Below are 26,434 nucleotides of genomic sequence, written 5' to 3'. Positions count from 1 at the left end.
CATAATCATTTACACGGAAGAAATTGTTTTTTAATTGCGCAGATACTCCCTTTTTTAATGCTTCCATCCTAAAGTTTTTCAGCATACTTTCCTTAAGATCATCAAGAAGCGCATAGAAGAAAGACAAATGCCGAAGGTGCCACGAACGGATGTTGGGTTATTGTCTTTTTATTATGAGGCCATGATCTTGGTTGTTCTGCCTATTGCAATCTTTTTAACTGCATTGATGATTGACACCGTATCGTAACCGCAAAGCGCCCAGAGTTCAGGCTGCTCTCCGTGTTCTATGAATTCATCAGGAATGCCCAGCCGGATGACCTGCGCATTGTACTTATGATCGGCCATAAATTCAAGGACCGCACTTCCGACTCCGCCTTGCAGACACCCGTCTTCTACGGTGATGATGTGCTTGTACCTGGTGAACACATCGTGAAGCAGGTTCATATCCAGGGGCTTGGCAAACCGAAGATCATAGTGGGCCGGATGTATGCCTTCACTGTTGAGCTCCTGGCAGGCTTCCACCGCAAAATTGCCAACATGCCCGATGGTCAGTATGGCCACATCCTCACCGTCGCTGATCTTTCTGCCCTTACCAATTTCCAGTGCTTTCAGGGGACGTTTCCAGTCCGTGATGGTCCCGCTTCCTCTCGGATAGCGGATGACAAACGGACCTGAGTTCTCCAGTTGTGCAGTATACATCAGATTCCGAAGTTCTTCTTCGTTCATCGGTGCCGATACCGTCATATTTGGAATACAGCGCATGTAAGCCAGATCGTAAGCACCATGGTGTGTAGCGCCGTCAGCACCCGCCAGCCCCGCTCTGTCCAGACAGAAGACCACATTCAGATTTTGTATCGCCACATCATGGATTACCTGGTCGTAGGCCCTTTGCATAAAACTGGAGTAGATGTTGCAAAATGGTACAAGGCCCTGTGTAGCCAGCCCGGCCGAAAAGGTAACGGCATGCTGTTCCGCAATACCTACATCAAATGCTCTTTCCGGCATAACCTTCATCATGATATTCATTGAAGACCCGGAAGGCATCGCCGGAGTAATCCCAACTATTTTTTTGTTGGCTTCTGCAAGTTCAACCAGCGTATGCCCAAAGACTTCCTGATACTTTGGCGGTTGCGGCTTGTCTGCCACCGGTTTTTTGATCTCTCCGGTGATCTTATCAAAAAGACCCGGAGCATGCCATTTTGTTTGGTCTTTCTCCGCAAGGGCAAAGCCTTTGCCTTTTACCGTTACACAATGCAGTAACTTCGGCCCCGGAATGTCTTTCAGGTCTTTGATCACCTGGGTCAGACGGACGACATCGTGTCCGTCCACCGGGCCAAAATAACGGAAATTCAGCGCCTCAAACAGATTACTCTGCTTCAGCAAGGTGCCCTTTATGCTTTTCTCTATTTTCTTAACAAACTTATGTGCATTCGGGCCAAGTTCAGAAAGCTTGATCAGCACATTGGAAATGTCATCCCTGAAGCGGTTGTAAGATTTAGAAGTGGTAATGTTTGTTAAATATTCTTTTAATGCACCTACATTCGGATCTATTGACATGCAGTTGTCATTCAATATCACCAGCAGGTTCGAATTTTCAATGCCCGCATGGTTCAGGCCTTCAAAAGCAAGGCCTGCAGTCATGGCTCCGTCGCCGATCACAGCGACATGCTGACGGTCCGTTTCTCCCTTATAGTGAGAAGCAACGGCCATACCCAAAGCCGCTGAAATAGAAGTGGAAGAGTGTCCGACACCAAATGTGTCATATTCGCTTTCGCTGATCTTAGGGAAACCACTGATGCCGTTAATAATCCTGTTGGTGTGGAACACCGCTTTACGCCCTGTCAGGATCTTATGCCCGTAAGCCTGATGGCCGACATCCCAAACCAGCTTGTCGTACGGGGTATTCAAAGCATAATGCAGGGCAACAGTGAGCTCTACAACACCAAGACTTGCTCCAAAATGACCGCCGTTTACACTGACTACATCTATTATATATTGTCTCAGTTCCTTACAGATCTGCTCCAGGTCCTGTTCTTTATACTGCTTGAGATCAGCAGGATAATTTATGTTCGGCAATAATAACGGACTGTTGATGTCTTCCATGCAGTAATTGTAGAATAGAAAGTACAAAGTAAGGGATTTTGTTACCAAACTAAGAAGGAAAATCTTAATTTTACAAAAATATACTTCGATAAATGACTAGAGATACTTTAATTTTTGATTTGATTGACAGGGAATTGGACCGTCAGGAACACGGTCTTGAACTGATCGCATCAGAAAACTTTGTAAGCAAGCAGGTAATGGAAGCTGCGGGCTCTTGCTTGACCAATAAATATGCCGAAGGCCTTCCGGGCAAGAGGTACTATGGCGGATGCCAGGTAGTTGACGAAATAGAGACCATTGCTATTGAACGTGCTAAAAAATTATTTGGCGCAGAGTGGGTAAACGTGCAGCCGCATTCCGGTGCACAAGCCAATGCAGCGGTAATGCTGGCAGTGATCCAGCCGGGAGATAAAATATTAGGTTTCGACCTTTCTCACGGTGGCCACCTGACACATGGTTCACCTGTAAACTTTTCAGGAAAATTGTATCAACCGTTGTTTTACGGGGTAAAGAAAGAAACCGGTCTTATTGACTATGAAAAACTGGAAGAACTGGCGCTTGCTGAAAAGCCTAAACTGATCATCGTGGGTGCATCGGCTTACTCCAGAGAATGGGATTATGCACGTGTACGCAGTGTGGCTGACAAGATTGGTGCACTCGTCATGGCGGATATTTCCCACCCGGCTGGTCTGATCGCACGCGGTTTGCTGGATAACCCGCTTCCACACTGTCATATTGTGACCACTACTACCCACAAGACTTTAAGAGGCCCGAGAGGAGGGATGATCATGATGGGCAAGGATTTTGAAAACCCATTTGGATTAAAGACCCCTAAAGGCGAGACCAGGATGATGTCATCTGTTCTGGATATGGCTGTATTCCCTGGCACTCAGGGCGGTCCCCTGGAGCACATCATCGCTGCCAAAGCAATAGCATTCGGAGAGGCACTGACCGATGAGTACTTAGCTTATGCAAAACAACTGCAGATCAATGCGCAAGCCATGGCCAAAGCGTTTGTCAGCAGAGGCTACGGCATCATTTCAGGAGGTACAGACAACCACCTGATGCTGATCGACCTGCGCAATAAAAATATAACCGGCAAACTTGCCGAAAATGCACTGGAAAAAGCCGATATTACCGTAAATAAGAACATGGTTCCCTTTGACGACCGTTCTCCGTTTGTGACTTCAGGTATCCGTGTTGGTACAGCAGCTATAACCACAAGGGGATTTAAAGAAACAGATATGGAAGAGATCGTTGAGCTTATTGATCAGGTGATCGCCAATCCTGAAGATGAAACAAATTTAGAGCAGGTAAAGCAAAGGGTAGTTGCTCTTGTAAGCCGCTTTCCGCTATATAAATAGATGGTTATCACAAGTTAATGTTACCTGAACGCTATTCATCGGCCAGTGAGGATGAACGTATTAAAGCATTGCATGATTATAATATATTGGACACTCCCACAGAGTATGAGTTCGATAACATTAGCAAACTTGCAGGTTTAATATGTAACGCACCAATAGCGTTGATCACACTGGTCGATGAGCAACGGGTCTTTTTTAAATCAATCATGGGAACATCTGCGCAGGATGTGCCCAGAGAGATCTCCTTCAGTACCTACACCATCGAAGGCAATGATGTCCTCGAAATCCCTGATATTGCACTGGATCACAGGTTTGACAAGCACCCCGGTGTATGCGGCCATCCCTATGTCCGGTATTATGCCGGTGCACCGCTGATTGACGAACAGGGTTACCGGCTTGGTGTGATCGGTGTATTTGATACTGTTCCCAGGACCATCAGCAGGGAGCAGAAAGATGGTCTGATGATCCTCGCCAGAGAGATCATCACCCATATTTCACTCAAACAAAAAAGCGCTGAGCTTGATGCCAAGACGCGTCGCTTTGAGGAGATGCTGAATCTTTCCACCGTATCACCTGAGATCCACTGCATTCTTGATTATAACGGCCGGATCCTTTTCATCAACGATGCGGTGACCAGCATCCTTGAATATTCCCCAGAAGAAGCCACAGGACTTAACATGTGGGAGTTTTGCAATAAAGAGGACATCAGCCGGCTGATCAGAGAGATCGAAGCCGGCCTTAAAAAAGGAACCAAGCAATTCAATATTGACTTCAGGATCATCAGTAAAAGCGGAGTCACCCGCTGGCTGAGCTGGAATATGGTGGCTAAGGATGGGCGCTGGTATACCTACGGACGCGATATTACCGAAAATAAACGTGTGGAGAATGAACTGATGAAGCTATCCTTCGTCGCGAGTAAGGTTGACAATGCCGTAGTGATCAACGATGCCAATAACCATGTGACCTGGGTAAACGCCGCATTTGAAAAAATCACCGGCTTTACCCTGAATGACCTGCGGGGCATGCGGCTGGGTGACCTCATTTCTGGTCCGGGGACAGATCTTGAACTGCTGGAGAAGACACGGGAGCTCAGCAGGCAGAACAAATCCTTTACAGTTGATCTGCTGGCGTACCGCAAGGATAAACAACCCATCTGGCTATCTGTGTACAATACAGTCGTATTTAATGACCAGGGCAAAGTGGATATAGAAGTGGAGATCATTATAGACATTACTGACAAGAAACGGGCTGAACAGGAAATGATGCAGGCAAAAGAACAGGCCCTGCAGCTGAGTGAAGCCAAAGAAATGTTCCTTTCTGTCATGAGCCATGAGATCAGGACACCGCTGAATGCAGTAATTGGCATGACCCACCTGTTGCTGGAAAATAATCCAAAGCCGTCACAGGTAGCAGACCTCAACATACTCAGGTTCTCTTCAGAGAACCTCTTAAACATCATCAACGACATTCTGGATTTTACAAAGATTGAAACCGGTAACATGCACCTGGAAAGCATGCCACTCAGTATAAAAGCACTTGCCGCAGATATCCTGATCTCTCTGCAGGTCAGCGCCAGGAAGAAAGAGAATAAGCTGGAACTGTCCATTGATGAGCGGATTCCGGAAAACATCCTGGGTGACAGGACCAGATTGTACCAGATATTTATTAATTTATTGGGCAATGCCATTAAATTTACTTCAAAAGGAACCGTACTACTGCATGCCAGACTGGAACGTGAGACCCTTACTGAAGCAGAGATCTATTTTGAGGTAAGTGACAACGGAATAGGTATTCCCCAGGACAAGCTGTCTTATATTTTTGAAACCTTTACCCAGGCCAAGACCGACATTTCAAGGAAATATGGCGGTACCGGACTGGGACTGGCCATCACCAAAAAACTGCTGGGGCTTTACGGTTCTGAAATTCAGGTAAAAAGCGAAGAGGATGTGGGGACTGTATTTTCATTTACCATCTGTTTCAGTAAGGTAGCAGGTATGGATAATGCCGTTGCGGTATTGCCGGCCGATATTGAGTCCTTTGCCGGCAAAAAAATATTGGTAGTTGATGACAATGAGATAAATATTCTTGTTGCAGGCAGGATACTTGGCAAATTGGGCTTTGAGCTTGACTTTGCGGGAGACGGTCTGGAAGCCATCGAAAAGATAAAATGCAACCAGTATGACCTTATATTTATGGACATCAAAATGCCGGGGATGGATGGTTTTGAAACTACAGGCATCATCCGGGAAATGGAAGGCGACTATTTCAAAACTGTACCAATTATCGCGCTCACCGCTTCAACACTGCAGGATGAAAATCTCAAATTCAAAGCATCTGGAATGGATGGACATATCTTAAAACCATTCAAGCCTGATGACATCAGGAATGTAGTTTCGGCTCATATTTCTAAATAAACTTCACCGGATTCTTTGCTAAGAATAAAGGGCCGACATTCCATTGGCATGGAAGTGTCGACCCTTAAATTAACGCTCTCACGACAAAGAAACGAATTATTATTGAATCTGCAAAAAATAAGTGCTGTTTTTTTCTTTTATCCGTAAATTAATTTTGCTAATCCATTTTAGCGACCCAGAATGCAAAGAATAGGTGTTAAAAATAAATTTCAACTCAGGTAAAGGGCGTGCTAAGGTTATAAAAGTAAAGAGCCGATACCTCTTTAAAGAAAATATCGACTCTTACCATCTAAATTAACGCTCTCGTCTATATAAACGCATTGAATTGCAAATTGTTTTGTATGCCGGCATTTTTTTTGTTTTCCTGTTTTTATTCCGCACCGGCCGCCACGGCAATGCTCAATTTGCGGATATCGCATTGCTGCAGTTCAATTGCACAGGCGGTAATGGTGGCACCTGTCGTGATTACATCGTCGACAATCAAAATGTGCTTTCCGCTGAGCTCCGCTGGCTTTACTACACTAAATGCGTGCTGTATGTTTTCATGCCTGCTGTACCTTCCTTTAAGGGTCTGACTTTCCGTTGCTATATTTCTGATCAGGGCTGTGTCATTTACCGGGATATTCAATATTGCGGACAGTCCTTCTGCTATAAATAAACTTTGATTATAACCACGTTTTCTTTCCTTGCTTTTGTGAAGGGGTACCGGAACGATGACCTCTACATCCTTGTAAAATTCAGAAATCATAAGCCGTTCTGCCATCATGTTTCCAAGCCTTATGCCCACTTCATATCGTCCATTGTATTTGAGGTTGTAAATGAGTTTTTGTGTCCTGCTGCCTTTTTTATAGCGGAGGAGGGCCATTGCTGCATGAAATGGTACTTTTCCCCAAAAATGTTTGGCTATCCTGTTGTCTTTGTGCAGGTGATGATCTGTATAGGGGAGGCGGTAGAGGCAGCTGCTGCAAATGCCGGATTCTCCACTGTTTAAATGATTGCGGCAGCCGCTGCAGAGACTGGGGAACAATAAACTTAAAAGATTTTCCGCCAATGCGGACAGGCGCTGAAAAATACGGGCAATAAAACTCATCGCCTAAGTTAGACCTTTTGCAGGGTATAGCGGTAGTCGGGCCGCCTTATAACAACACCAGCCTGGAGTTAGTTCTGCTCTTTAACAGCCAGTTGTCCGCAGGCCGCATCAATATCCTTACCCCGGCTGCGCCGGATATTTGTATTGACACCCTGGCTTTTCAGGTAGCTGGAGAACGCATCGATCTTATCCCCTTCAGCATTGATGAAATCTGCAAACTGGATCGGGTTGTATTCGATCAGGTTGACCTTGCAGGGAATGTGTTTGCAAAATCTGGCCAGTTCCATCGCATCCTCGAGCTCATCATTAAAATCATTAAAAACAATGTATTCGTAGGTTACCGGGTTCTTAGTTTTTGAGAAGTAGTACTTTAGTGCTTCTTCCAGTGCTTTCAATGAATTGTGCTCATTGATTGGCATGATCTCATTCCGTTTTTTGTCATTGGCAGCATGGAGTGACAATGCCAGGTTGAACTTTGCACCATCATCGCCGAGCTTCTTGATCATCTTGGAGATGCCGGCGGTAGAAACCGTAATCCGTTTGTAAGACATATTCAGCCCATCGGGGGCAGTGATGCGTTCAATGGACTTCATGACATTGGCATAATTCAGCAGGGGCTCGCCCATACCCATATACACAATATTGGTGAGCGGTGCATTGTAATTCTTTTTTGCCTGCTGGTCTATCAGCACCACCTGATCATAAATCTCATCAGCGTTCAGGTTCCGTTTGCGGTCCATATAGCCTGTAGCACAGAACTTGCAGGTCAGACTGCAGCCTACCTGCGAACTTACACAGGCCGTCATGCGGTCGTCCATCGGAATCAGTACCCCTTCTACGATGTTGCCGTCGTATAGCCTGAATGCGTTTTTGATGGTATGGTCATTGCTGAACTGGGAATTGTTCACTTCCACCACGTTGATGGCGTAGTTTTCATCCAGCTTATTCCTGAGTTCCTTAGAAATGTTGCTCATCTCTTCAAAACTCCGTGCAGATTTTTCCCATAACCACTGGTAAACCTGTTTGGCCCGGTAGGAAGGTTCCTTCATCGCTATAAAATGCTGCTGCAGTTGCGGAAGGTCAAGCGAACGGATGTCTATTTTTTTAGTAGGAAGCATTGATGTGCAAGGCAATTATAGATAACAAGGCAATCTGCCTGCAAAGGTACCAAAAATATTTTTAGCGCCTCTTATTCTTTGCTTTGGCTTTCCTGTCCGGCCCGCCGGTCCTGTTCCAGTCACCCTGCGAAGGGGCACTTTTGATTTTGCCCGGGGTTTTTCCAACTGCCTTGCCTTTTCCGCCCGCCGGCCTGTCTGCCCTGCTCAGCGAAGCTGTACCCTTACGCACCGAAGTTTTTTTGCCACCCGCTTTGCTAAATGTGCCTGGTTTTGCCGAAGTCCTTCCCGGAGTGATGTTCTCCATCAGGTCTTCGTCCCGTGTGGACGTGTATTTGTGAGCGGGCTTTTTAGCCGGTTTTTCTGCAGAAGGCCTGCCATCCCCCTTAACAGCCGCTCCAGTACTAACCTGGCTACCTTTTTTGCTTTTAGAAGCATCCTCAAGTGAACTCGATCTGGCTACCATATTAAAGATTTCCGTCTGTTCTTCAGGAGTCAGCTCACGCCATTCTCCCAATGGAATCCCCTTCAGGCTGATGTTCATGATCCGCACCCGCTCCAGTTTGGTCACCTCAAATCCAAAATGCTCACACATTCTTCTGATCTGACGGTTCAGCCCCTGGACCAGCGTGATCTTGAACACGTTATTGCCTTCCTTGCTGACCTTGCATTTTTTAGTCATCACGCCCAGAACCGGAACCCCTTTGGCCATACCAGCCAGAAAAGTATCGGTAATCGGCTTATTCACTGTAACCAGGTATTCTTTTTCATGGTTATTCCCGGCACGCAGGATCTTATTGACCAGGTCTCCATTATTAGTAAGAAAGATCAGTCCCTGGGAATCTTTATCTAAACGACCGATCGGGAATACACGTTCGCTGTGGTTTACGTGATCGACAATATTGCTTTTTACCCCAGCTTCGGTAGTGCTGGTAATGCCCACCGGTTTATTATAAGCGATCAAAACCGTATTCTCAACTTCTTTTGGCTCGATGGTCTGGCCGTTTACTGTTACGATGTCGCCAAAGAATACCTTGTCGCCGACTTTGGCCTTCTTGCCATTTATAATCACATTACCCTGCTCAATATACCTGTCGGCCGCCCTTCTTGAACAAAGGCCGCTTTCACTGATGTATTTATTTAACCGGGTTGTAGAATCAGACATGAGCAATGGATTATAAATTGATTTCCTAATAATTTACAAAGGAATCAATTTATAACCACATATGCTATGAAACCTTGTGATTTTTAAAATCACACCATTCCGTGCCGCCTTGTTCAAAAACAAAAGAGACTAAACTTGAAGACCATCCGGCCCCATTTTAAAATGCCGGATACCATTTTAAAAACCCATTTCATGGGCTTAAAAATTCATTTCGTCGGCACTTGGACCAAAGCTTCCCGGGATTGGTATGTCAAGCAGTCTGAGAAAGACGCCTAACTGCGCCCTGTGATGGATGATTTGGTTGATGCTCATCCTGATCACATCAGCTTTAGGATCTACACTGAAGATTTGCTCGCCGCTTCTTAGAGTCCAGCCTTTATCCAGTACATTTTCATATTCTGGGGTCAGAAGGCTTCTGCCATCTTCCAGGGACTTTTCAAAATAAGCGAGCAGTTCTTCAGTGCTATTGACATCGACTGGCAGGTAAGGGTTGTTCTCAAAATCGAGTTCGTCTGTGGTCAGCGCCATAGTGATCCAGGTAGGAAGTTCTGCGATATGTGTGGCCAGCCTTTTGATGGTCATACTTTTTTGGTGTGGCTGCCACTCAAATTTGTCTGTAGGGACCCTTTCCAGCATTTTTCGGGTTACCAGTGCCTGTTCGTTCAGTTCTTTTAAAAATTGCTTAATTCTGCTCATGATTTTTGTTATCTATTTATGATTTCAGATTGATAACACAAAGAAAAGACAGGCCACTGACAACCCTATGGCAGTGTGATTTTCTTTTTTACTAAAATAGTACAAATAGTGTCTGCCTCTTCTATGCGTATTGCCTGGTTGGTACATATGTTAATATCGAGTACGGGATGCATGCATTCTGAGTACGCCCTGAGTACGCCTTTTCTCTGAGAAAAAGGCGTACTCAGGGCGTACTCACCCCGTACTCATAGCGTACTCAGTGTTAACGCATCTATTACTTGTGTAAGAAACAGGGGCTATCCGGACAGAGGGCAATCGGATACCGGAAGCTCTGTAGGATTTTAATGTCAGTTAAAGGTAAAAGGATCTCTTGAAATCAGAGAAGTGACTTATTAACACAGATATTGTGAATAAAAGCGTATCTCAAATATTTCATTTTTCAATTTGAATAATTGATTTTTGTAAAAGAGGGACTGCGATTAATGATTGACTATAAAAGTTTTGATGATGTAGAATTACTTGGGATGCTTAAGGCATCGGACCGCCGTGCATATACGGAGATCTATAACAGGTACCATTATCTCCTGCTCAATCATGCCTATAAAAAACTGCGGGACGAGGAACTGGCTAAGGATGTAATCCAGGAATTGTTTGCTGGCCTTTGGATGCGAAGAGAACAGGAAATTAACTCGGCCAACCTGGCCGGGTACCTGTATACCATCACCAGAAATAGAATCCTGGATATTTTTGCCCATCAAAAGGTCCGTTCAAATTACGTAGAGACTTCACTGCAGGATTTTGCGCAGCGCAACAGTTATTCGAATACCGATCACCTGATCAGGGAAAAAGAATTCATGATCTATATTGAGCGGGAGATCCAGGCACTTCCAAAGAAGATGCGTGAGATATTTGAGCTGAGCAGGAAAGGTAACCTGACGCACAAGGAAATTGCGGCAAAACTAAATACATCGGAGCATAATGTGAGCAAGCAGATCAGCAATGCAATCAAAATACTGAGAAAGAAGACAGATATTTTTATCATCATTTATTTCTTGTACGGTCCTTTTTAATTCATTGGCTTACAGTTATTTGTAGTTTATTTCATTTTTTTTCAACAAAAATCTTCCTGTTCCGGCTTACTTAATCGTTTTACCTTTAAATCAGATAGCTCAAACTCTTAATGGAAAATATAAACGTTAGAGATTTACTTGCGAGATATAGCAAGGGGGAGTGCACTGAAGCCGAGATGGCATTGGTGGAGCGCTGGTATATGCAGTTTAATGAATATGGAGTTGACATTTCTGAACAGAGAATCTCAGAAATGGGCAAAAAAATATATAGTACGCTTTCAGAGGAGGCTGAGGTAAGGACAAGAAGATTGTGGATAGTACGTGTTGGAACGGCTGCGGCGGTTTTTGCGTCCTTACTTGGCGCCGTTCTATTTTTTAAGCCCGGTGACGGGCTGAAAAATGGGAAGGAAAAACAGGTTGTACAAATTGCAGGTCAGGATGAAAAGATCGCTGATAAGGTGATGCTGACATTGGCTGACGGTAAGAAAATTAATTTAACTGATGCCAGGATTGGTCTGCTGGTGCGGCAGCCAGGACTGGAGATCATTAAGGCAGGTGAGCAACTGATCACCTGCAAAATAACAGGCCCGGTAAGCCAGATGGATGCGGGATCATTAACTAAAATCACCACCCCCCGGGATGGTCAAATGGAAATCTTATTGTCGGATGACACCAAAGTATGGCTAAACGCCGCTACAACCCTCATATTCCCTATTGTCTTCGCTGACATACAAAAGCGAAGGCTTTCCCTCAGCGGCGAGGCCTACTTTGAAGTTTCTAAAGATAAAGCGCATCCTTTCTTTGTGTCGGTGCAGAACCAGATGATAGAAGTCCTCGGAACACATTTTAATATCTCGGCTTATGGTGATGAACAGGTTGTCAAAACGACCTTACTGGAAGGTGCTGTAAAAGTATCGGCCTTGTCCGGGGACGGTAAAGTAGTCCGTTCAAGCATTCTGAAGCCTGGTCAGCAGGCTATAAGTTCAGGCGAAACGATTGATGTGGTTCAGGTGGACACTGAAGATATGGTGGCCTGGAAAGAAGGAGACTTTGTATTCAGGAGGGAGTCGCTTGAAAATATCATGATAAAACTGGCGCGCAGATATAATGTGGAAGTCATCTATCAGGACAAACTGATAAGCAAACAGCGCTTTGGCGGCAGTATTTCTAACCAGGCAAAACTCCGCGAAGTGCTGGATATGCTGGAACTGACCGGAAACGTGCATTTCAGAATAGAAGGCAGCAAGGTCTTTGTCCTGCCTTAACAAATTGTTCTTGATTAGTAAGTGACCGGGAGAAATTTCATGTAGTCACTGAGTGGCATGTGGTCCTTTTTCCTGAAAGGGATGCCTGAATTTCTAACTTTTACGATCCTGGAAACCCGGAAGTCCCGGTACTCGTGTCTCATGTGGCACCAGGCGATCAGGTGCCAGTTGAACGCGTAAAAGATCAGGCCAATAGCCTCCACTTCCCGCTTGCTGCTTTCCCCGTTATTGTTTTGGTAGCCGATCTCAATGATGCACTGTCCGGAAATTGCATTCTGAAGGTCTGATAAATGGTCAAATTCATTCTCCATCAGGTGATGTGCCTGTGTTTTGATGCTTTTATTGAGCAATTCAAGCTTCTCTTTTTGCGTGTGCTTCAATACGCCTTTGACCTTGTCAAGCGCGTTGGTGTAATGGGTACGGATAGATTTATCCGCGAAGCGGGAAGCCAGGTGCTCCATGAGCAGCAGGGCGTTGGCTTCATCGGAACTAAAAGAGACGGGCGGAAGAAAATAGCCCTGCACAATGAAATAGCCTTTTGGCTGTTCAAAACTGATGGGGATGCCTTGCTCGGAAAGCGCTTTCACATCCCGGTAAACGGTACGTACGCTGATGTCAAACTGACCGGCGATCTTCTCAGCAGTTACATATTTTCTACTTTGCAATAAAATGAGGATTCCAAAAAGTCTGTCTATGCGGTTCATATGATTGCTGAGATTGCGGGTATTGCAAACTTAAATAAAAGTGTAATTTTATCGGCATGAAATTTAAAGGAATATCTGGATGATTGCGTATATCTCGGCGTCTTATGTTTATCCTGTTAATGCTGCGCCTATAAAAAATGGAGTGCTGGGGGTTGATGAGAATGGCATGATTACAGCGGTGCTTAATGCTGATGAAGCAAAAGAGGCACAAGTTGAAAATATCAGGTATTATGAAGGATTGCTGGTGCCGGGATTTATCAATACTCACTGTCACCTGGAGCTTTCCCATTTGAGGGGGCAGGTGGCACAGCATACCGGGCTGACGGATTTTGTGCAGGCAGTAATGAAACTGCGCGGTACTGATGATTCTGCCATAGAACGGGCGATGTATCAGGCTGATATGGAGATGTTCGAGAATGGTATAGCGGCAGTTGGAGATATAGCCAACCTGGCGATTTCATCGGGGGTTAAACGCAGCAGCCCAATCTACTACCACACTTTCCTGGAGGTGATGGGTTTTAACCCGGCAACGGCAAAAGCCTCTTTAGGCAGGGCGCTGGAATTTAAACCAGAGTTTGCGGGTTTCCCGCTTAGTATTGTACCACATGCACCTTATTCGGTTTCTGCGGAATTGTTTGATGAGCTACGCCTGGTGGCGGACGAACTAAACGGTCCGGTAAGCATACACAATCAGGAGACACCAGATGAGAATGCTTTTTTCGAGCGGAAGGAAGGTGGTTTTTTGAAATTGTATGAGTTTTTGGGTCTGGATACCGGTTTTTATGTGCCCAGTGGTAAAACTTCACTGCAAACGGTATTGCCGATGATGTCGGACCGGCTGAGGACCCTTCTGGTTCACAATACAATGAGCGATCATGCTGATGTGACTTTTGCGCAGGCACGGCACCCGTACCTGTACTGGTGCCTGTGTCCGAATGCCAATTTATACATAGAGAACAGGCTGCCTGATGTGGATATGCTGCGGTCGGCGGGTGCAAAAATTACCCTGGGTACGGACAGCCTGGCCAGTAATACCGGATTGAGTATTTTTGCGGAGATGCTGTGCCTGCAGGATAATTTTGAAATCCCGGCAGAGGAACTGATCCGGTGGGCTACCAGGAACGGCGCGGAGTTTTTAGGGATCGGTGACAGGTATGGCAGCCTTGAACCTGGTAGACGGCCTGGTATAAATTTGCTTGATTTTAAGGAACTGAACGGAAAGGTTGTATTGGGAAGGGAAATGAGACGTTTGTATTAAAATAAGAGTCGTTACCATTAACTACACAGATTAACATAGTTTTGCAATGACATGAGCAACAGGATTACTGAACTTTTCAACATCAAATACCCGATCGTACAGGCCGGAATGGTCTGGTGCAGTGGCTGGAGGCTTGCCTCGGCGGTGTCCAATGCCGGCGGGCTGGGTATTATCGGGGCAGGTTCTATGTATCCGGCAGTGCTGAGGCAGCACATTCAAAAGTGTAAGCAGGCTACTGACCGGCCTTTTGCGGTGAATGTACCCTTACTCTACCCTGAGGTGCAGGAGATCATGGAGATCATTACCGAAGAAAAGGTAAGTATTGTATTTACTTCGGCGGGAAATCCGGCGACCTGGACGGAATATTTAAAGAGAAATGGAATTATAGTGGTGCACGTCATTGCCAACAGCAAATTTGCGCTGAAGGCTGAGGCCTCTGGCGCGGATGCAATAGTAGCGGAAGGTTTTGAAGCGGGGGGACACAATGGCAGGGAAGAGACGACCACCATGTGCCTGGTGCCCATGATCTGTGCCCGGGTGAAAATTCCTGTGATCGCCGCGGGCGGGATAGGAAGTGGCAGGGCCATGCTGGCAGCGATGGCCCTGGGTGCCGATGCAGTGCAGATCGGTTCTGCGTTTGCGGTGGCAGAGGAGTCTTCGGCGCATCCGGATTTTAAGCACAGGATCATTAGTGCCGGGGAAGGTGATACTAAGCTCAGGATGAAAAAACTGGTGCCGGTGCGCTTGCTGAAGAACGAATTTGCAGATGCGGTGGCCCAGGCGGAAGCCCAGGGTGCAGATGCAGAGGTTCTCGTGCGATTGCTGGGACGTGCAAGGGCAAAGCTGGGAATGTTTGAAGGGGATATGGAGCAGGGCGAACTGGAGATCGGACAGGTTTCGGCCATGCTGAAGCAGGTTCGCCCGGCGGAAGAAATATTGAATGAGATCTGGAAAGAGTTTTTGATAGAAAAGGAAAGGGTCTCTGGATTAAGTTTCAAATGATAACTAAGGATATACGATCAGACAATATAATAGAGAGATGAAGAAAGTACATGTTAATATTACACTCACAGGAAAAGTACAAGGCGTTACCTTTCGGGAAACGACCAAGTATGTGGCTGACCAGTCGGGAATAAGGGGTTTTGTAAGGAATGAAAAGGACGGGTCTGTCTATATTGAGGCGGAGGCGGAGCAATGGGAACTGGATTCTTTTATAGAATGGTGTAATGAAGGACCGGACAGGGCAAAGGTGGAGCGCTGTGAGGTGGTAACCGGGGAACTGAAAAATTTTACCGACTTTGTGGTACTTAAGAAATAACGGATGTCGGTATTGAAAAAATTTCTTGGTCAGACAGCTGTATATGGCATCAGCACAGTATTGTCCAGGCTGTTCAATTTTATATTGACACCCATCTTTACTAAGGCCTATTCCAAAGTTGTTTACGGAATATTTACCAAAATGTATGCTTATGCTTCCTTGGTAAATGCAGTGCTGGCATTTGGAATGGAAAGTACTTATTTCAGATACCTGAATAAGCATGAAGATAAGAAGCAGGAGGTATACAACAATTCATTTCTGTGCATTGCGTTCATTTCCCTCCTTTTTCTGATCAGTGGGCTGGTGTTTTCGGACAGTATAGTCCATTATCTGTCGGCCAATCCAGAGCAGTTTGCTGACTATAAACATTATGTTCAGTATTTCATCTGGATCCTGGTAGTGGATGCCATTTGTGTGATACCTTTTGCCAAACTGAGATCGGAGGACAAGGCTTTTAAATACAGCACTATTAAGTTTTTAAATATTGGCTGTTTTGTGGGGTTCAACCTGTTGTTTATTTATGTGGTGCCCGCTATGATCAAACATCACTTTTTTCTCAGTGAATGGATGGCTTCCTGGTACCGGGAAAAGTGGATAGGCTATGTTTTTATTTCCAACCTGATCGCCAGTCTTGCTACGCTGGTCATGCTGGTGCCGGAATTTTTAAAGCTGCAGCTTAAATTTGATAAACCACTTTTTGTTAAAATGTTCTCCTATTCCTGGCCGGTACTTGTCGCAAACCTGTCCTTTATTGTCAATGAGAATCTGGACAAGATCGTGTTGAGCGAACTGCTGCCAAAAGAGATAGCAGACGGACAGGTGGGTATATATGGTGCGGTATGCAAGATCGCCATTTTCATGAGCATCTTTATTACTGCATTCAGGCTGGGGGCAGAACCTTTCTTTTTTAGCCATGCTAAAAACGCCAATGCGAAGACAACGTATGCAGTGATCCTTCATTATTTTGTAATTGCCCTTGCTTTGTTGTTTGTGGCGCTGATCGCTAATATTGAGATGCTCAAATATTTCATAAGCAGAGACAACGAACATATCGCCGAATATTGGGTAGGTTTGCCCGCGGTGCCTTACTTGCTGTTTGGTTATGTCTGTCTGGGTATTTACATGAACTTATCGATCTGGTACCGCCTTTCAGACCAGACCAGGTTTGGTTTGTACATCTCCGTTGCCGGTGCGCTGATCACCATCGTGCTGAATTTTATATTGATTCCCAAATACAGCTATATGGGTTCAGCATGGGTTTCTATGCTAGCTTATTTTGCGATGATGGTGATTTCCTATATTTTAGGACAGAAATATTACCCGATACCTTATAACCTGAAAAGGATCATTGGCTACCTGATCATTTCGGTGATCATGGTGGTGCTATCCTTCTGGGTGTTTGACCGGAATATTTTTATAGGTAATGCCTTGCTGTTGGCCTTTGCTGCGGGGGTATTTTATTTTGAAAAGGATCAATTGAAGCTTATTTTAGGAAAGAAATGAATATAAATATCATCAACAACTCTACACACCCGCTGCCGCAGTACGAAACTGAACATGCTGCGGGCATGGACATGCGTGCTTTTATAGAAAATGCCGTTACGATTAAACCTTTGCAGCGTGTTTTGATTCCAACTGGTTTGTACATCGAACTGCCGGTGGGTTATGAAGCCCAGATCCGTCCGCGCAGCGGACTGGCTTATAAGCATGGGATCAGTATTGTCAATTCGCCGGGTACCATTGATGCGGATTACAGGGGGGAGATAAAGGTATTGCTGGTCAACCTTTCGGATGCTGATTTTGTGGTAAACGACGGCGACCGGATTGCGCAGATGGTGGTTGCCAAACATGAAACGGTTAGCTGGAACAGTGTTGGCGAACTAACCGATACCTCACGCGGCGCGGGCGGGTATGGGCATACAGGTAAATAAAAAACAGAAGATGAAAGATAAGTGGTTTTTAACGGTATTGTTCTTCGCAGGATTGCCTGTTGTCTCTGCTCAGGAGCCTGTCGTGCCTGTGCCGGATACAAATGTGATAAAGACACTTTTCTTTGCTGGTCTGCGGGATAAACTCAGGGAGGATTATGCCAAGGCCGGTGAGAGCTTCAATAAGATACTTGCCCTGGATCCTGACAATGCCGCTGTGAACTATGAAGTGGCTGTGATCAATTTCAGGCAGAATAAACCTCTTGAGGCGGAGATTGCGATCAGAAAAGCGGTTGCTAAAGATGCCAATAATCTGTGGTATTGGAGGCTGCTCTCTGAGCTCTATAAGCGTAAGGGAGATATGGATGCACTCGTAAAGGTTTTTAACCAGATGATCAGACTGAGTCCTGATGACGATTCGTTTTATTTTGACCGGGCAAACGCTTTTCTGCTGGCAGGTAAAACAGACGAGGCTTTAAAAAGTTATGACGAATTGGAGAAGAAATTTGGCAGTTCCGATGCATTGACCAGGGCCAGAACGCGGGCCGGGAAGGAAAAGACTGCCGGACCGGAGCTGATGGGTGCTGGAGCTGTTGAGGCTGCGGTCACCTCAGAACAGGCCATGCTGATAGAGGGAGAAAAACTGTTTAAACAGGGGGACTTGAACGGAGCGCTGATACAGTTCAAGGCGATTCTCAAGATTACCGGGCAACTCTATGCGGCCTGGGAACATACGATGGCTGCCGAGATTGCCCTGGCTGCCTATAAGGATGCAATTAAAACTGGTGAAGAGGCATTGTCGCTGTACCCGAGCCAGGCAGGTTTATATTACCATATGGCGGTGGCGCTGATGAATGAGGGGCAGCATGAACAGGCGCTCAGCAATATCAAAACCGCCATGCAGCTGGATGAGGGCAATGCTTTGGCGCTGGAATGTTACGGAGATATTCTTTTTTTTAAGGGAGAAAAAGAGGCAGCTTTGCTGCAATGGAAAAAGGCACAGGCCGGAGGCAATAACTCGGGCAGGCTAAAGAGGAAGATCAATGAAAAGAAATATATTAAATAGTTTCCTGCTGTTCGCTGTGGTAGCGTTGACCATAGCCTGCAGGACAAAGAAAGTAGTAGTATCGCTGCCTAAATCAACAGACAGCACAATGGTGGCGAGCACCAGGAAATCTGAAAACATCAAAATGCTGAGGGAGAATGACCTGTCCTTTAATACGCTTTCTCTGAAAGCAAAGGCCAATCTGAATATCAATGGCAATAGTAATAATGTGACCATGAACATCAGGATGCAGAAAGATGAAAAGATCTGGGTGAGCATTACGGCTATTGCAGGAATAGAGGTGGCCAGGGCGCTGATTACTCCGGACAGCATTAAAGTAAGGAACAATTTTCAAAGTGTTTATCTGAAAAAGCCGTTTAGCTACGTCCACAGGTATACGAATAAACAGGTGGACTTTTCTTTGCTGCAGGCTATTTTTTCAGGCAATACCATTGCTGCTTTTATGAAAGAGGATGCCATGCTGGAACTGGAAAACGGGATATGGATACTGAACGGGCAGCAGCAGGACCTGGCCTACAGGGTTGTATTCAATACGCTGCTGAAAGTGGGGGTAGATAACCTGAATGATGTTACGACCGGGCGGGCGCTGAAAGTGGAATACGGAGCATATCAGAAAGTCAATGCGGCACTTTTCCCTTCCAGTATAAAGATCAATTCGATAGCGGGAAAGCAAAAGATCAGTATAGATCTTGATTTTTTAAAAATAGAAAGTAATGTTCCGCTGGAATTTCCGTTTAGTGTTCCTGTTAAGTATGAGGTAATAAACTGATTTTTTTATACTTTTGATCCAAATGAAGCCATATATATTATTACTATTCTTGTTTTTAGCAGGGTCTGCTTCTGTCGCTTTTGGCCAGAGCAGCGCTGAGCTGAAGAGAAAAAAGGAAGCCATTCAGCGTGAAATCGATTTGTTGCAGAAGAATGCGAACAAGGCGGCAAGTAATAAAAAGCTGACACTAAGCCAGATTAATGCACTGAATGCCAAGATCCGTCTGATGCAGAACAAGATTTCGGTGATCAATTCCGAGATCAAGAACCTGGACAACCAAATCCATGAGAACACCAATACCGTACATAACCTTAAAGGACAGCTGGGGCAGCTGAAAAAAGAATATGCAAGTATGATCAGGTTCGCGCAGCGCAACAAGAACGGGTATGATAAGATGATGTTTATTTTTGCGTCAAAAGATTTTAACCAGGCCTATAAGCGAATTAAATATTTGCAGCAGTTTGGACAGTACCGGAAAAAACAGGCTGATTATATACAGGGTAAGCAAAAAGACCTGAACTACAGGATTGTGATCCTGGATAAGAACCTGCGTGAAAAAAGCAGCCTGCTGCAGGAACAGGAGAATGAGCGTAAAGTATTGGGCAAGAATAAGTCTGAACAATCGCAGGTGCTGAACAAGTTTAGCAGGCAGGAGAAACAGCTGAGACAGGACATCGCTTCTCGTAAACGTCAGCAGATACAATTGGACAGGAGCATTCGCGCTGCTATTAACCGGGAGATTGAACTGGCACGGAAAAAAGCTGAAGAAGAAGAACGTGCTGCTGAAAGAGCTGCGGCCGCAAAAGCAAAGGCGGAAAATAAACCTGCACCTGTTGCGACGGCATCGAAACCGAAAACAAGCGGCGGTTATCTGACTGCTACTCCGGAATCTGCAAGATTGTCCGCACAGTTTGAAGGCAACAGGGGTTCACTTCCCTGGCCGGTTGCAGTTGGGACGATCACTGAAAATTTTGGCCGGCACATGGAGGGACAGGCTTCTTATACCAATGACGGAGTGAATATTTCTACCGCCGAAGGAGCCTCGGTAAGGGCTGTGTTTAACGGGCAGGTAAGAGCTGTGGATTCGCAGCTCGGGAGATACTATGTGCTGATCAAACATGGTGAATATTTTACCGTCTACCAGAATCTCAGATCTGTGAGTGTGTCAAAAGGAGATAATGTGACTACCAAACAAACCATTGGAGTGGTTGCGGAAACCGAAGGTGTGCCCCAGCTTCAGTTCCAGATCAGAAGGGGTATGGCTGCCCAAAATCCCGAAGCCTGGATTGCGAAATAAAAATGGGTATTAATTCATATATTTGTATAAACTAATCAGTAATAGGCAGAACGATGTATAGAGGGACAATAATTGAATTTCTGAACATGGGTGGTGGTGAGATCATGCTCATCCTCGCGGTGGTACTTTTGTTATTTGGAGGTAAAAAATTACCTGAACTGGCAAGAGGGCTTGGGAAAGGGATCAGGGAATTTAAAGATGCTTCAGATGGTGTTAAAAGAGAAATCCAAAGAAATATAAATGCTGCGGGCATTGAGGAAGAGGTAAACTCCGTTATCAGCGATGTGAAGGACGACTACCATCATGCTTACGAAGAAAAGACGGGCGGTATAGATCTTCATAAAGAAGAAGAGACAGCAATGGGTGACCCTGAAGCGCACACAAAAATAGAAACAGATAAAACTAATCTTTAACCAAAGTATCATGTTAAACACAACCATATTAATTGCTGGATTAGGCGGCACGGAGATCGCCGTCATCCTGGTCATTGTACTATTACTTTTCGGAGGCAAAAAAATACCCGAATTAATGCGTGGCCTGGGTAAAGGCATTAAAGAATTTAAAGACGGTAAAGACGGCGTTGACGGATCTGATCCGGCTGACCCGAAAAGCTCGAATACCAACAAGCCTTTGTAAGGTATCTGAGTCCGGTTTTTAATCTTAATGTATTCGTGAAATTTGAAGAAGTATAACTCCTTAGCAGAGATACAGTCCCTTATTGGTCAGAAAAAGCTGAGCTTGCCTGAACTGCTGGATTACTATTTTAAACAAATAGCCGGCAATGAACACCTCAATGCATTCAATGAGGTGTTTTTTTATTCTGCGGCTGAGCAGGCCAGATTGGTACAGGAGAAAATCGAGAAGGGGACTGCCGGTAAGCTGGCGGGTATGGTCATTGGCCTGAAGGACAACATTTCGTATAAAGACCACAAAGTATCCGCTTCGTCAAGAATGCTGGAAGGATTTGTGTCGCCTTATTCGGCGACGGTAACTGAGCGGCTCCTTGCTGAAGATGCAGTGATCATAGGCAGGCTGAACTGTGATGAATTTGCAATGGGTGGCTCCAATGAGACTTCTTATTACGGGCCGGTAAAGAATGCGGCGGATACCGAAAGGGTAGCCGGCGGGTCATCAGGCGGTTCTGCTGTTGCGGTACAGGCTGATCTTTGTCTTTCGGCACTGGGCACTGATACCGGCGGTTCTGTAAGACAGCCTGCTGCTTTTTGCGGAAATGTCGGTTTTAAACCTACTTACGGCAGGATTTCACGGTATGGCGTAATCGCTTATGCCTCTTCATTTGATCAGGTGGGTACGATCACATCCTCTGTAAGTGATGCGGCTTTGCTGCTAGAAGTACTGGCGGGTGCCGATGACTATGACAGTACGGTTTCCAAGCTGCCTGTTCCTTCTTATTCGGATGCTTTGGGACATGGCGGCAAGAAGAAGATCGCTGTTTTAAAGGAAACACTAGAAAGTGAGGCGTTGGATCCGGATATTAAGACAGCCATCCTGAAAGCTATTGATCTGTTCAGGGCGCAGGGCCATACGGTAGAATATGTTTCTTTTGACCTGCTGGACTATTTGGTGCCGGCATATTATGTGCTGACGACTGCGGAAGCATCGTCTAACCTGTCGCGTTATGACGGGGTACATTATGGTCACCGCAACCTGGAAGCTACCAGCCTTAACGAGCTGTACAAGCGTTCGCGGGCAGAAGGTTTTGGAGAAGAAGTTAAGAAAAGGATTTTGCTGGGCACTTTTGTGTTGAGTGCCGGGTATTATGATGCTTACTATCAAAAAGCACAGCAAGTGAGGCAGCTGATCAGGGAGAAAATGGAACAAATGCTGGATAGTTTCGATGTGATCATAGCTCCTGTGACTCCCACCCCGGCATTTAAAATAGGCGAAAACATGCATGATCCGCTAGTCATGTATATGGCGGATATATTTACGGTACTGGCGTCGCTGACAGGAATTCCGGCGGTAGCACTTCCTTTGGGCAATAATGCTGGCGGTTTGCCGTTAAGTATTCAATTAATGGCCAGGCACTTCCATGAGGAGGTACTGTTGTCATTGGCTCATGAGTTTTTAAATGAGCCCGTAATTTAAACCAAAACCAATACCGTAATATCAGCCTATGAACAAAAAAATACGCTATGTATCCTATTGCATTCTGGCTTTAGTAAGCTTTTCGGCGGTTGCCCAGCAACCAATGCTTCCTTTGAACGATACCACTTCCATGCCGGAGGTAGTAGAACTCCCGAAGTTCAGTAACTACAATTATGTGTATAAGAACCGGTTGGATTCGATCCAAAAGACCGTGCCCCTGACCTATAATCAATATGTTCAGGATTATATAGACATCTACAGCGGCCGCAAGGACATGATGGGCAAAATGCTTGGCCTTTCAGATTACTACTTCCCAATCTTTGCAAAGGCTTTGAAGACATTCAATATCCCGGAGGAAATTAAATATCTGCCGATCATAGAGTCGTCCATGAATCCCTATGCGGTATCACGGGTTGGAGCTACGGGGCTTTGGCAATTCATGTTTGCAACGGCAAAGGGTTATGGGCTCAACATGGACAATTTCGTCGATGAACGGAAAGATCCTGTACAGGCGAGTTATGCTGCTGCTGCTTATTTTAAAGATGCTTATGAAGAGCTTGGCGACTGGCTGCTGGCCATTGCGGCATATAATTGCGGAATGGGCAATGTCAAAAGGGCGATGGAGAAATCCAATTCTATGGATTTTTGGGAACTAAGAAGGTATTTGCCAAAAGAGACCAGGAATTATGTGCCTGCTTTCATCGCTGCGGTTTATGTGATGAATTGTCCTGATCAGCATCAGATACAACGGGCACCCTCACCTTTTGAAAAATATACAGATACAATACAGGTGAACCATTTTGTGTCTATTCCTGCGCTGGCTGAGGCGCTGGACATGGATCTGGATGTGTTGTGCAGTCTCAATCCTTCTTATAAAAAGAAGATTGTGAACGGTACGGAGTCTTCGCCAAAGCGGCTGGTCATTCCGAGGATCAGTCTGGAAGATTTTACCAGTATCTATGAGATTCTGAATGAGGATAGCGGCACCGGCAGTATGCGGGTAATCCTTGCTTCAAACAGCGACAGAAAAACTGTCAAAAAACCCCGGACAAAATCCAGGCCTGCTTTCTTTTATCATAAGGTCTCACCAGGTCAGAATCTGGGTGCCATAGCGAACAAGTATCATGTGGAGGTTCAGGACCTGAAGGTTTGGAATAAACTCAGGGGGTCGACAATTGTGCCGGGGCAGAAACTGAAAGTTTATGAAACCTCGAGTGAGGACGACGACCGCGGAGCGGAAAAGGGCTGATTTATCTGCTGTTTTTTCTGTTCACTTTGTTCATTTTAGCTGTAAGGAGTAATTCTTCAGGCACATCTTCGTTCCTTTTTTTACTTTAACGGCTAATAAAAGAATTGTAACTTTGCCGCTTGACATTTGATCATTTATGAGTAAAATTAACAGGAAGCAGGATGCTTTAGATTACCACTCGCAGGGTAGGCCGGGAAAGATACAGGTGGTACCTACCAAACCTACGAATTCTCAAAGAGACCTGGCGCTTGCTTACTCACCGGGTGTAGCAGAACCCTGCTTAAGAATAGCTGAAAACAAGGACGATGTTTATAAATATACTGCAAAGGGTAACCTGGTAGCCGTGATCAGTAATGGTACGGCTGTACTGGGTCTGGGAGATATTGGCCCGGAGGCAGGAAAGCCGGTAATGGAAGGTAAGGGGCTGTTGTTTAAGATTTTTGCGGATATTGATGTGTTTGACCTGGAACTGGATACTAAAAATGTTGACGATTTTGTCAAGATTGTAAAAGCCCTGGAGCCTACGTTTGGAGGGATAAACCTGGAAGACATTAAGGCGCCGGAGTGCTTTGAAATAGAGCGCAGATTAAAGGAGGAAATGAACATTCCTGTGATGCACGATGATCAGCATGGTACTGCCATTATATCGGCAGCTGCGTTGCTGAATGCCTGTGAACTGCAGAAAAAGAAAATGGATAAGATCAGGATCGTGGTGAACGGTGCAGGTGCGGCCGCCATTTCCTGTACCCGGCTCTATGTTTCCCTGGGTGCTAAAAAAGAAAATGTTGTGATGTGCGACCGTTCTGGCGTGATCAGGGATACGCGGGAGAATCTGGACGATATTAAGGCCGAATTTGCGACATCCAGGAAACTGGATACACTGGAAGAAGCGATGAATGATTCAGATGTGTTCATTGGCCTGTCATCGGCCAATTGTGTAACTGCGGATATGCTAAAGTCAATGGCTAAGAATCCGATCGTGTTTGCCATGTCTAATCCTGATCCGGAAATAGCTTATGAACTGGCTCTGGGTTCGCGTAAAGATCTGATTATGGCTACCGGCAGATCAGATTATCCGAACCAGGTTAATAATGTACTGGGTTTTCCATATATATTCCGGGGGGCGCTTGATGTGCGTGCTACGGGCATCAATGAGGCCATGAAAATTGCCGCTGTAAAGGCGATTGCTGAACTGGCCAAAAAATCTGTTCCTGAAGCAGTGAATATGGCGTATAATCAGAATAACATTAAGTTTGGCAAGGAGTATATCATTCCAAAACCGATGGACATGCGGCTGCTGACAAACGTGTCTATCGCTGTGGCAAAAGCTGCTATTGAGTCGGGTGTTGCCCGTAAAGTGATCAACGACTGGGATGCTTATGAGGAAGAGCTGAAGCGCAGGCTGGGTAGCGATGATGCCATCATGAGGGCCATTACCAATAAGGCAAAATCTGATCCTAAACGTGTTGTATTTGCGGAGGCGGATAATTATAAGATACTGAAAGCGGCACAGATCGTTAAGGATGAAAATATTGCCATTCCTATTTTACTCGGGAACAAGATGATCATTCAGAAGATCATTGAAGAAAATGCGCTCGAGCTGGATGGGGTTGAGATCATTGACTCGTTTGAAGAGCCTGAACGCATGAATAAATATGCTGAAGCCTTGTATCAAAAAAGGCAGCGGAGAGGTGTGACCTTGTTTGAAGCGACCAAGCTGCTGCGTGACCGGAACTATTTCGGTGCGTTTATGGTGGAATTTGGTGAGGCGGATGCCATGATTTCAGGGCTGACCAAAAACTATGCAACCACAATAAAGCCTGCGTTGCAGGTAATCGGTACTGAAGACGGCGTGAACCGTGTGGCGGGTATGTACATGATGATGACCAAAAAGGGACCTGTCTTTTTTGGGGACACTACGGTGAATGTCGATCCAACCGTTGAGGAATTGGTAGACCTGACCCTATTGCTGGAGCGGGCGGTAAGCAAATTTAACATACAGCCGAGGGTCGCATTGCTTTCATATTCCAATTTTGGTTCCAACGAAGGAATCGTGCCTGAAAAAGTGAGAAAGGCGGTGAAAATCCTGCATGATAAACATCCGGAGGTCGTGGTCGACGGGGAGATGCAGGCAAATTTCGCGATCAATAATGACTTGCTAAAGGGCAATTTTCCTTTCAGCAGGTTGATCGATGCTCCTGCAAATACTTTGGTGTTCCCGAACCTCGAATCGGGCAATATTGCCTATAAGCTGCTGCAGGAACTAGGAGAGGCGGAGGCTGTGGGACCTATTTTGCTGGGATTGAAAAAACCGGTGCATATTGTGCAGCTTGGCAGTTCGGTAAGGGAAATTGTGAATATGGTGACCATTGCGGTACTGGATGTGCAGGGAAAGGCGCAGGATGCAAATCCAAAAAGAGGTAGTATATTAAGACGGATTTCTAAAAAGTAAGT

At 45.5% G+C, this 26,434-nt stretch carries 23 protein-coding genes; 17 read left to right on the top strand and 6 right to left on the bottom strand.

The genetic code is table 11. The annotated features are described in order from the left end of the window. Positions 1 to 171: 171 nt before the first annotated feature. Complete coding sequence (gene dxs / locus QEP08_RS18605) at positions 172 to 2,103, bottom strand: 1-deoxy-D-xylulose-5-phosphate synthase (protein ID WP_285060155.1); 1,932 nt, start codon at positions 2,101 to 2,103, stop codon at positions 172 to 174. Between the two features lie 92 nt (positions 2,104 to 2,195). On the opposite strand from dxs, the gene glyA reads away from it, so the two are divergent. Both glyA and QEP08_RS18595 read left to right on the top strand, forming a co-directional pair. Then, complete coding sequence (gene glyA / locus QEP08_RS18600) at positions 2,196 to 3,467, top strand: serine hydroxymethyltransferase (RefSeq protein ID WP_285060153.1); 1,272 nt, start codon at positions 2,196 to 2,198, stop codon at positions 3,465 to 3,467. Between the two features lie 17 nt (positions 3,468 to 3,484). Then, on the top strand, positions 3,485 to 5,881 hold the full coding sequence (locus QEP08_RS18595; protein WP_285060152.1) for a PAS domain S-box protein: 2,397 nt from the start codon (positions 3,485 to 3,487) through the stop codon (positions 5,879 to 5,881). A gap of 370 nt (positions 5,882 to 6,251) precedes the next feature. Here QEP08_RS18595 and QEP08_RS18590 read toward each other — a convergent pair whose 3' ends face one another. The 4 genes from QEP08_RS18590 to QEP08_RS18575 form a co-directional block, all read right to left on the bottom strand. Next, positions 6,252 to 6,971, bottom strand: a complete 720-nt coding sequence (locus tag QEP08_RS18590) for a ComF family protein (protein WP_285060151.1) — start codon at positions 6,969 to 6,971, stop codon at positions 6,252 to 6,254. A 68-nt stretch (positions 6,972 to 7,039) separates the two neighbouring features. After that, positions 7,040 to 8,089 (bottom strand): dual-specificity RNA methyltransferase RlmN, encoded by a 1,050-nt coding sequence (gene rlmN, locus QEP08_RS18585; RefSeq protein ID WP_285060150.1) that lies wholly within the window; start codon positions 8,087 to 8,089, stop codon positions 7,040 to 7,042. Between the two features lie 61 nt (positions 8,090 to 8,150). After that, positions 8,151 to 9,251 carry a 23S rRNA pseudouridine(2604) synthase RluF gene (gene rluF, locus QEP08_RS18580; RefSeq protein WP_285060149.1) on the bottom strand — a complete coding sequence of 367 codons (1,101 nt, stop codon included), beginning with the start codon at positions 9,249 to 9,251 and terminating at the stop codon, positions 8,151 to 8,153. Positions 9,252 to 9,449: 198 nt separating this feature from the next. After that, positions 9,450 to 9,947, bottom strand: coding sequence for a DinB family protein (locus QEP08_RS18575; protein ID WP_285060148.1), 498 nt, complete (start codon positions 9,945 to 9,947; stop codon positions 9,450 to 9,452). 482 nt (positions 9,948 to 10,429) lie between these two features. Between QEP08_RS18575 and QEP08_RS18570 the strand changes: the two genes are divergently transcribed. Both QEP08_RS18570 and QEP08_RS18565 read left to right on the top strand, forming a co-directional pair. Further along, positions 10,430 to 11,017 (top strand): RNA polymerase sigma factor, encoded by a 588-nt coding sequence (locus tag QEP08_RS18570; protein WP_285060147.1) that lies wholly within the window; start codon positions 10,430 to 10,432, stop codon positions 11,015 to 11,017. A gap of 110 nt (positions 11,018 to 11,127) precedes the next feature. Further along, complete coding sequence (locus QEP08_RS18565; protein WP_285060146.1) at positions 11,128 to 12,282, top strand: FecR family protein; 1,155 nt, start codon at positions 11,128 to 11,130, stop codon at positions 12,280 to 12,282. A gap of 14 nt (positions 12,283 to 12,296) precedes the next feature. Here the strand turns inward: QEP08_RS18565 and QEP08_RS18560 are convergent, their stop codons facing one another. Then, positions 12,297 to 12,986, bottom strand: a complete 690-nt coding sequence (locus QEP08_RS18560) for a helix-turn-helix transcriptional regulator (protein WP_285060145.1) — start codon at positions 12,984 to 12,986, stop codon at positions 12,297 to 12,299. Positions 12,987 to 13,065: 79 nt separating this feature from the next. On the opposite strand from QEP08_RS18560, the gene QEP08_RS18555 reads away from it, so the two are divergent. The 13 genes from QEP08_RS18555 to QEP08_RS18495 all read left to right on the top strand — a co-directional run bounded on the left by QEP08_RS18555 (position 13,066) and on the right by QEP08_RS18495 (position 26,432). Then, positions 13,066 to 14,244, top strand: a complete 1,179-nt coding sequence (locus QEP08_RS18555; RefSeq protein WP_285060144.1) for an amidohydrolase family protein — start codon at positions 13,066 to 13,068, stop codon at positions 14,242 to 14,244. Between the two features lie 51 nt (positions 14,245 to 14,295). After that, positions 14,296 to 15,246, top strand: a complete 951-nt coding sequence (locus QEP08_RS18550; RefSeq protein ID WP_285060143.1) for an NAD(P)H-dependent flavin oxidoreductase — start codon at positions 14,296 to 14,298, stop codon at positions 15,244 to 15,246. 37 nt (positions 15,247 to 15,283) lie between these two features. Beyond that, positions 15,284 to 15,562: an acylphosphatase gene (locus tag QEP08_RS18545; RefSeq protein WP_285060142.1), complete on the top strand. Its 279-nt coding sequence runs from the start codon at positions 15,284 to 15,286 to the stop codon at positions 15,560 to 15,562. 3 nt (positions 15,563 to 15,565) lie between these two features. Then, complete coding sequence (locus QEP08_RS18540) at positions 15,566 to 17,065, top strand: lipopolysaccharide biosynthesis protein (protein WP_285060140.1); 1,500 nt, start codon at positions 15,566 to 15,568, stop codon at positions 17,063 to 17,065. Continuing rightward, positions 17,062 to 17,493, top strand: a complete 432-nt coding sequence (gene dut, locus QEP08_RS18535) for a dUTP diphosphatase (protein WP_285060139.1) — start codon at positions 17,062 to 17,064, stop codon at positions 17,491 to 17,493. Before QEP08_RS18540 ends, dut begins: the two co-directional genes overlap by 4 nt. A 10-nt stretch (positions 17,494 to 17,503) precedes the next feature. Then, positions 17,504 to 18,556 (top strand): tetratricopeptide repeat protein, encoded by a 1,053-nt coding sequence (locus QEP08_RS18530; RefSeq protein ID WP_285060138.1) that lies wholly within the window; start codon positions 17,504 to 17,506, stop codon positions 18,554 to 18,556. Next, positions 18,534 to 19,325 (top strand): lipoprotein insertase outer membrane protein LolB1, encoded by a 792-nt coding sequence (gene lolB1, locus QEP08_RS18525; RefSeq protein WP_285060137.1) that lies wholly within the window; start codon positions 18,534 to 18,536, stop codon positions 19,323 to 19,325. Before QEP08_RS18530 ends, lolB1 begins: the two co-directional genes overlap by 23 nt. A 22-nt stretch (positions 19,326 to 19,347) precedes the next feature. Then, a complete protein-coding gene (locus QEP08_RS18520; protein ID WP_285060136.1) occupies positions 19,348 to 20,622 on the top strand; it encodes a murein hydrolase activator EnvC family protein in 1,275 nt (424 codons plus the stop codon). A 53-nt stretch (positions 20,623 to 20,675) separates the two neighbouring features. Continuing rightward, positions 20,676 to 21,035 carry a Sec-independent protein translocase subunit TatA/TatB gene (locus tag QEP08_RS18515; protein ID WP_285060135.1) on the top strand — a complete coding sequence of 120 codons (360 nt, stop codon included), beginning with the start codon at positions 20,676 to 20,678 and terminating at the stop codon, positions 21,033 to 21,035. Between the two features lie 10 nt (positions 21,036 to 21,045). Beyond that, positions 21,046 to 21,258, top strand: coding sequence for a Sec-independent protein translocase subunit TatA/TatB (locus tag QEP08_RS18510; protein ID WP_285060134.1), 213 nt, complete (start codon positions 21,046 to 21,048; stop codon positions 21,256 to 21,258). A 42-nt stretch (positions 21,259 to 21,300) separates the two neighbouring features. After that, the gene (gene gatA / locus QEP08_RS18505; RefSeq protein WP_285060133.1) at positions 21,301 to 22,731 is read left to right on the top strand and encodes an Asp-tRNA(Asn)/Glu-tRNA(Gln) amidotransferase subunit GatA; all 1,431 of its coding nucleotides are present in this window, start codon (positions 21,301 to 21,303) and stop codon (positions 22,729 to 22,731) included. 28 nt (positions 22,732 to 22,759) lie between these two features. Continuing rightward, on the top strand, positions 22,760 to 23,980 hold the full coding sequence (locus QEP08_RS18500) for a lytic transglycosylase domain-containing protein (RefSeq protein WP_285060132.1): 1,221 nt from the start codon (positions 22,760 to 22,762) through the stop codon (positions 23,978 to 23,980). Positions 23,981 to 24,116: 136 nt separating this feature from the next. Next, positions 24,117 to 26,432 carry an NADP-dependent malic enzyme gene (locus QEP08_RS18495; protein WP_285060131.1) on the top strand — a complete coding sequence of 772 codons (2,316 nt, stop codon included), beginning with the start codon at positions 24,117 to 24,119 and terminating at the stop codon, positions 26,430 to 26,432. Positions 26,433 to 26,434 lie beyond the last annotated feature (2 nt).

Source organism: Pedobacter ginsengisoli (assembly GCF_030244015.1).
Classification (GTDB): Bacteria; Bacteroidota; Bacteroidia; order Sphingobacteriales; family Sphingobacteriaceae; genus Pedobacter; species Pedobacter ginsengisoli.
This window is presented reverse-complemented; position numbering and strand designations above follow the sequence as displayed.

Coding starts and splice junctions, on each gene's coding strand:
- QEP08_RS18575 (WP_285060148.1), bottom strand. CDS start 9,947: ATGAGCAGAATTAAGCAATTTTTAAAAGAACTGAACGAACAGGCACTG.
- QEP08_RS18590 (WP_285060151.1), bottom strand. CDS start 6,971: ATGAGTTTTATTGCCCGTATTTTTCAGCGCCTGTCCGCATTGGCGGAA.
- QEP08_RS18495 (WP_285060131.1), top strand. CDS start 24,117: ATGAGTAAAATTAACAGGAAGCAGGATGCTTTAGATTACCACTCGCAG.
- QEP08_RS18540 (WP_285060140.1), top strand. CDS start 15,566: ATGTCGGTATTGAAAAAATTTCTTGGTCAGACAGCTGTATATGGCATC.
- rluF (WP_285060149.1), bottom strand. CDS start 9,251: ATGTCTGATTCTACAACCCGGTTAAATAAATACATCAGTGAAAGCGGC.
- QEP08_RS18555 (WP_285060144.1), top strand. CDS start 13,066: ATGATTGCGTATATCTCGGCGTCTTATGTTTATCCTGTTAATGCTGCG.
- dxs (WP_285060155.1), bottom strand. CDS start 2,103: ATGGAAGACATCAACAGTCCGTTATTATTGCCGAACATAAATTATCCT.
- lolB1 (WP_285060137.1), top strand. CDS start 18,534: ATGAAAAGAAATATATTAAATAGTTTCCTGCTGTTCGCTGTGGTAGCG.
- QEP08_RS18560 (WP_285060145.1), bottom strand. CDS start 12,986: ATGAACCGCATAGACAGACTTTTTGGAATCCTCATTTTATTGCAAAGT.
- QEP08_RS18595 (WP_285060152.1), top strand. CDS start 3,485: ATGTTACCTGAACGCTATTCATCGGCCAGTGAGGATGAACGTATTAAA.
- rlmN (WP_285060150.1), bottom strand. CDS start 8,089: ATGCTTCCTACTAAAAAAATAGACATCCGTTCGCTTGACCTTCCGCAA.
- QEP08_RS18500 (WP_285060132.1), top strand. CDS start 22,760: ATGAACAAAAAAATACGCTATGTATCCTATTGCATTCTGGCTTTAGTA.
- QEP08_RS18520 (WP_285060136.1), top strand. CDS start 19,348: ATGAAGCCATATATATTATTACTATTCTTGTTTTTAGCAGGGTCTGCT.
- dut (WP_285060139.1), top strand. CDS start 17,062: ATGAATATAAATATCATCAACAACTCTACACACCCGCTGCCGCAGTAC.
- QEP08_RS18515 (WP_285060135.1), top strand. CDS start 20,676: ATGTATAGAGGGACAATAATTGAATTTCTGAACATGGGTGGTGGTGAG.
- QEP08_RS18530 (WP_285060138.1), top strand. CDS start 17,504: ATGAAAGATAAGTGGTTTTTAACGGTATTGTTCTTCGCAGGATTGCCT.
- QEP08_RS18510 (WP_285060134.1), top strand. CDS start 21,046: ATGTTAAACACAACCATATTAATTGCTGGATTAGGCGGCACGGAGATC.
- glyA (WP_285060153.1), top strand. CDS start 2,196: ATGACTAGAGATACTTTAATTTTTGATTTGATTGACAGGGAATTGGAC.
- QEP08_RS18550 (WP_285060143.1), top strand. CDS start 14,296: ATGAGCAACAGGATTACTGAACTTTTCAACATCAAATACCCGATCGTA.
- QEP08_RS18565 (WP_285060146.1), top strand. CDS start 11,128: ATGGAAAATATAAACGTTAGAGATTTACTTGCGAGATATAGCAAGGGG.
- QEP08_RS18570 (WP_285060147.1), top strand. CDS start 10,430: ATGATTGACTATAAAAGTTTTGATGATGTAGAATTACTTGGGATGCTT.
- QEP08_RS18545 (WP_285060142.1), top strand. CDS start 15,284: ATGAAGAAAGTACATGTTAATATTACACTCACAGGAAAAGTACAAGGC.